Below are 5,551 nucleotides of genomic sequence, written 5' to 3' on the forward strand. Positions count from 1 at the left end.
AATTTTTTGCTGGTCAACTAATTGAGCAACCTGTTGCAATAGATCACCTTGCTTTTCAATATCATCGGTTTCATACATTGAGCGGGTGAACATCAACTCCCAATGGATAGAAATAGATTTAGTCTTAAACGGCATAATATCAAATGTTTGTGGATCATCGATCAATCCAAGCTTGCCTTGTGGTGCAATCAGAGAAACTATTTGCTTGATATAGGTGTCTGTATGATTTGTAGAGAATACATACTTTGGTTTTTCAATGCCTAGTGTCTCGATTTGTGCATTTAAATCTTTGCTATGATCAATGACATGGTCGGCACCAAGTGATTCCACCCAAGATTTCGTTTCTTCACGTGAAGCTGTTGCTATAACGGTCAGATTTGTTTTTGTTTTTAGGAGTTGAATCGCGATTGATCCTACACCGCCTGCACCACCAATAATTAAAATACTGCCAACTTCTGTTTCTGAAATTTGAAACCGATCAAACAACATTTCCCATGCGGTTATTGCAGTTAATGGCAATGCTGCTGCTTCTGCATTAGATACTGTAATGGGTTTAAGACTGATAATTCGTTCATCGACTGCTTGAAACTCAGCATTACTACCATCTCGGGTTAAATCGCCAGCATACCAAACAGAATCTCCTACTTTAAACGAGGTAACTTTTGGGCCAATTTCAACAATTTCACCAACAGCATCCCAACCTAAAATACGATTATTTGCTTCAGACGAATTTTTTCTCACTTTGGTATCCACTGGATTCACAGAGATTGCCTGAACTTTTACCAGTACATCACGCTCCTTAAGTGTAGGTTTCGCTTTTTCAATATCTACCAATGAATTTTTAAAATCATCATGGTTATTGATAACATATGATACGGCTTTCATAGATTTGTCCTTAACTTTAAAAAATATAGTAAAAATGGGAGCGAGGTGCTCCCATTTTATGTTATTCAATCATTAAAACGCTTGGCTCGTTGGGCGCAAAACAATTTCATTAATATCTACATCCGCAGGCTGCTCAATTGCATAAGCAATTGCACGAGCGACTGAGTCAGCTGGTATGGCTTGTTTGTAGAAATCCGTAACGAACTCTGAACTTTCTTTATGAGAAGAACCGAATTTTAGTTCTGACTCAACTGCACCAGGCTCAATAGTCGTCGTTCTAATTGTTCCCCCAACTTCATGACGAAGTCCTTCAGAGATGGCTCTTACAGCAAACTTAGTACCGCTATAAACAGTACCTCCTGGACTAAATACTTTTATCCCTGCAACAGATGCGAGATTAATAAAGTGTCCAAAGTTTTGTTTTTGGAAAACAGGTAGGGTAGCTGCTATACCATAAAGAACACCTTTAATATTAATGTCGATCATACGATCCCATTCATCAACTTTTAGCTCACTTAATGGTGCAATAGACATTAATCCAGCATTGTTTACCAATACATCGATTTGACCAAATGCGCTTAATGCCTTTTCAATAAGTGCTTGTACTTCATGTGGTTTGGTTATATCCATACCAATAAATTCAGCTTGACCACCTTCAGCACGAATATCGTGAACAATAGCCTCTAATTTTTCAGTACGTCTAGCACCAAGTACAACCTTTGCACCTTTTTTAGCAAGTAAGCGAGCAGTAACTTCACCTAAACCACTACTTGCACCTGTGATAACAATAACTTTATTTTCGATATTATTCATACAAGTAACCTTCAACTTATCTGTCAATCATATTTGATGGATTAAGTATTACAGCCTTGTTAGGTATAATAAATGAATAATATTATCTTTCAGAATTCCTATTTACGGAATAATTACCATAACACAGGATTGGACATGCAGAACAAATTGGAAATGATGCGTATCTTTTGTGTCGCAGCAGAGTCTCGAAATTTTAAAGAGGCAGCAACTCAGCTCGGTATTTCCCCGCAGCTAGTGACACGGGCAATAAAAGAACTAGAAGAGCAGCGCGGAGAGATTCTGTTCTACAGGAGTACTCGACAAATTAAAATTACTGCTGATGGTGAGCGTTTGGCAAAGCAAGCACGTTTTGCGGTGGGATCGATCGATGCTTTGTTTGTAAAAGACACCAAGGAAAAACGAGATGAAATGCGTGGGACTGTCCGTCTTACTGTGTCGTCTGTGTTAGGGCGTAAATTGGTAGTACCTGCACTAGCAGAATTTGCCACACGTTATCCAGATATTGTCGTGGATTGTGTGCTAACAGATTCACACTCGGATGTGATCGATGAGCGGATAGATATCGGGATCAGATTTGGATTTTTGCCGGACAATCGATATGTGGCAAGGGAATTGGCTAAAGTGAACTTTTATTCTGTGGGTACGCCAGAGTTAATTGATAAGGTTGGAATGCCCAAAAAAATTATTGACCTAGATAAATACCCTCTAACAGCACTAGTCGATCATAAAACAGGGCGTTACTGGCCATGGACATTCACCGAAAGTCGAAGCTTCACGCCATCAAATCCCCGTTTTATTACAGATGATCTAGAAGCTGAATTTCAAGCGATTCTCGCTGGCGTTGGATTCGGACACATGCCTGGATTTCTAGTTTTGCCGTGGCTTAGGAGTGGTAAGCTCATTCAGATACTTCATGAGGAAACCTCTCCCGTTTGGCGCCTGTATTTATATCGTCCACAGCGGGGCCCGACACCTTTGCGAATCCGAGCATTGTTTGATTACTTAGCGGAAGTGTTGGGCCATATAGAAACCTGAATCAGATGGAACTAACCTTTTTTCTAGAAAGTAGAAATCAGATAAGACCATCATGTATCTAGGGCGTGTTGAACATTCGACCATGGCACTGACAGCGACTATTTTTTAGGCGATTCGATGTTAAAAATAATAAGTTTAGTCATTCTAAGCGCTTATTTTTAACGATGAAGCGGCAAAAAAGAGTCCTGTCCCTGCGGGCTGATGCTAAAATTGCCCCATACTGCGTTACAAATCTCGCTAAGGCATCTGCATTATCGTCGCTTTGTGCCTTGTCTGGAACAATTTTAGCAATCAGCAGTGCCTATTTGCGAATGTTCAACACGCCCTAGAGTAACTACAATTTTTCCTATTTGCTGATTTGATTCAAGATAGCGCTGAGCGTCATGCATGTCCTCAAAGTTAAAGCAACAGTCGATCACTGGACGAAGATATCCTGCACCTATACTGCTAAGAATAAATCGTCTGGCTTGCTCCCTTAGAACAGGGTCATGCAGAACCTCAAGGAACAAAAAACCTCGCATGGTTAAGCTCTTGCGTAATGCAACTTTAAGGGGGAATGGTGTGATCTCAGGGCTAAGTGCACCATGCATAACCATCGTTCCTCCTACAGACATCGCTTTTGCAATCTGTTCAATATGAGGCCCTCCTACAGCATCGAAGGCGACATCAAGATGTTCTCCACCTAAACGTAAAACAAGCGCCTCATACAAATCTGGTTCATCTTCAGTGGCTATAACATTTTTAACACCGAGATCCAGTAAACGTTGCTTTTTCTCTATCGTCTGTGTACTTGCAATGACCTTAGCACCCGCTGCTTCAGCTATCTGTATCGCAGCTAGTCCTACGCTACTTGAAGCTGCTGTGATCAAGATCGTTTTGCCTTTCGAAACTCCACCAGCATGGATTACACCACCCCAAGCCGTCAAATACTGCATCCAGATTGAAGAAGCTTCTTCCCAGCTTAAACTATCGGGTTTGTGAACTAAGAAAGTTTCTGGAATCAGAAGCTTGTCCGCATATGTCCCATATTTGGCTAGATTGTCAGTCGGAAGAATCGATACTGCATCTCCTGGAGAAAATTGGCGTACACCTTCACCTATTGCCAGAACTATGCCTGCTCCCTCATATCCCAGACGAGAAGGGAATACTGCCTTTTGAATATAAGTACCACGCCGAAACATTACATCAGCCCGGTTAAGTCCGATCGTTTTCATCTGGATTAGAACTTCTCCTGCTGCTGGTAAAGCCACAGGAAGTGTTTCTAATGTCAGAACATCTGTATCTCCAATACTATTGAAGCGCCAAGTCTTGGCCTGAAGTGCGTTAAATGACATCAATCGCGACCTTAATATTGGCAGAGCGATCTTGAACAGCATCATGAGCCTCAATCGCTTGGTTTAGAGTAAAATCACGAGGATCAACAATAGGACGCAGTTTACCTTCCTCAACGAGACGAGTCGCGATCTTAAGGATATCACCATGATGAGCACGGCGATTGCCTGTTAACATCGGCATTAGGACGAATACGCCAGACACTGTGGCACACCGTAGAGATGAACTCGCTAAATTATGATTACCAAATGCAGCACAGCTGGTAATGTGGCCATAGTGAGTTGTCATGGAAAGTGAAGCTTCGAGTACTGGACCACCCACAGTGTCGTAAACAATGTTAAAACCTTGACCCTCAGGGCTTGCAGCAATAATGTCATCGGAAGATGCTGTTGTGTAATCGAGAGGTGTTGCACCGAGTTCTGAAATCAGTGATTGATCAGCTGTACGACCAGTCGCCCAAACAATTGCATCAAGTGCTTTTGCAAGCTGAACAACCATATAACCAACGCCACCAGCACCACCCTGAACCAGTACAGTTTGCCCTGGTTGGACCTTCGCATTATCCACTAAACCTTCCCAAGCGGTGAGAAAAGTCAATGGTAGTACTGCTGCCTCGCGCATAGAAATATTCCGTGGCTTTAATGCGATCAGATCAGCATCTGCTACAACATATTCTGCTAAAGATCCTTGAAGACCACGAACGCCACCTATCAGACCGTAAACTTCATCTCCGACGTTGAAGTGGGTGACACCTTCACCAACAGCAGTTACAACCCCAGCCATATCTGTTCCTAACACGGCAGGAAGCTCTGGCATAGCATATGGTGCTTCACCAAGACGAATTTTATAATCAATAGGGTTTACACCACTGGCATGAATACGTACTAGAACTTGCCCAGCCTCTGGTTGAGGTATAGGGAGTTCTGTACATGTAAATTCATGATCACCAAAATTTTCTAAGATAAGAGCATTCATCATCTTATTCATAGTTGTTCCTTATTCTTAACTGGGGGATCATATGCACAGTACCAAACTAAATTAATCCAATAAATGATATTTATAGGATTTAATAATTCCTAAATAATGAATAATAAATATCATCCGCTCACTAAAAATATTCTAGTACAGTCTGTAAAGGCAGTTTAATCTAAACTGTCGGTAGTATTTTCAAGGCTTGAAATGTTCAAAATATCTACAAAGTGGCTAAAAGTTGGAAACATAATTCTAAAAGGTCCCAGCATTACAAAGAACATGAGCCAAAATAAAAATGGGAGCTAAAAGTCCCATTTTTTTTTGTGACTTTCGCATAAGCTCTATGATGTTAATTTAAAAAAAACTAAAAAACAGGGATAGAAAATTTTCGCTAAAGATCTTTTTAATTTTCGATTTATAAAAATTATTGCTTTTTTTATACTATGGGGTACTATAGTATTAATGCTAGCGAATAAGGAGGTCTGATGCCTAATCAGGTTGAAGACAAAAAAAA

At 40.8% G+C, this 5,551-nt stretch carries 5 protein-coding genes; 1 reads left to right on the forward strand and 4 read right to left on the reverse strand.

The genetic code is table 11. The annotated features are described in order from the left end of the window. Both B4H32_RS03230 and B4H32_RS03235 read right to left on the reverse strand, forming a co-directional pair. Positions 1–885, reverse strand: an 885-nt coding sequence (locus B4H32_RS03230) for a zinc-binding alcohol dehydrogenase family protein (protein ID WP_286799954.1), incomplete at its 3' end; no start/stop codon positions are given. Between the two features lie 72 nt (positions 886–957). Next, on the reverse strand, positions 958–1,698 hold the full coding sequence (locus tag B4H32_RS03235) for an SDR family oxidoreductase (protein ID WP_286799958.1): 741 nt from the start codon (positions 1,696–1,698) through the stop codon (positions 958–960). Positions 1,699–1,833: 135 nt separating this feature from the next. Here B4H32_RS03235 and B4H32_RS03240 point away from each other — a divergent pair, with 135 nt between their 5' ends. Then, on the forward strand, positions 1,834–2,733 hold the full coding sequence (locus B4H32_RS03240; protein WP_286799964.1) for a LysR family transcriptional regulator: 900 nt from the start codon (positions 1,834–1,836) through the stop codon (positions 2,731–2,733). 284 nt (positions 2,734–3,017) lie between these two features. On the opposite strand, the gene B4H32_RS03245 is transcribed toward B4H32_RS03240, so the two are convergent. Both B4H32_RS03245 and B4H32_RS03250 read right to left on the reverse strand, forming a co-directional pair. Next, complete coding sequence (locus B4H32_RS03245) at positions 3,018–4,067, reverse strand: zinc-dependent alcohol dehydrogenase family protein (protein ID WP_286799962.1); 1,050 nt, start codon at positions 4,065–4,067, stop codon at positions 3,018–3,020. Beyond that, a complete protein-coding gene (locus B4H32_RS03250; protein WP_004682265.1) occupies positions 4,057–5,052 on the reverse strand; it encodes a zinc-dependent alcohol dehydrogenase family protein in 996 nt (331 codons plus the stop codon). The genes B4H32_RS03245 and B4H32_RS03250 overlap by 11 nt, the downstream gene beginning before the upstream one ends. Positions 5,053–5,551: the final 499 nt, after the last annotated feature.

Source organism: Acinetobacter sp. UBA2063 (assembly GCF_002333245.1).
GTDB classification, from domain to species: Bacteria; Pseudomonadota; Gammaproteobacteria; order Pseudomonadales; family Moraxellaceae; genus Acinetobacter; species Acinetobacter parvus.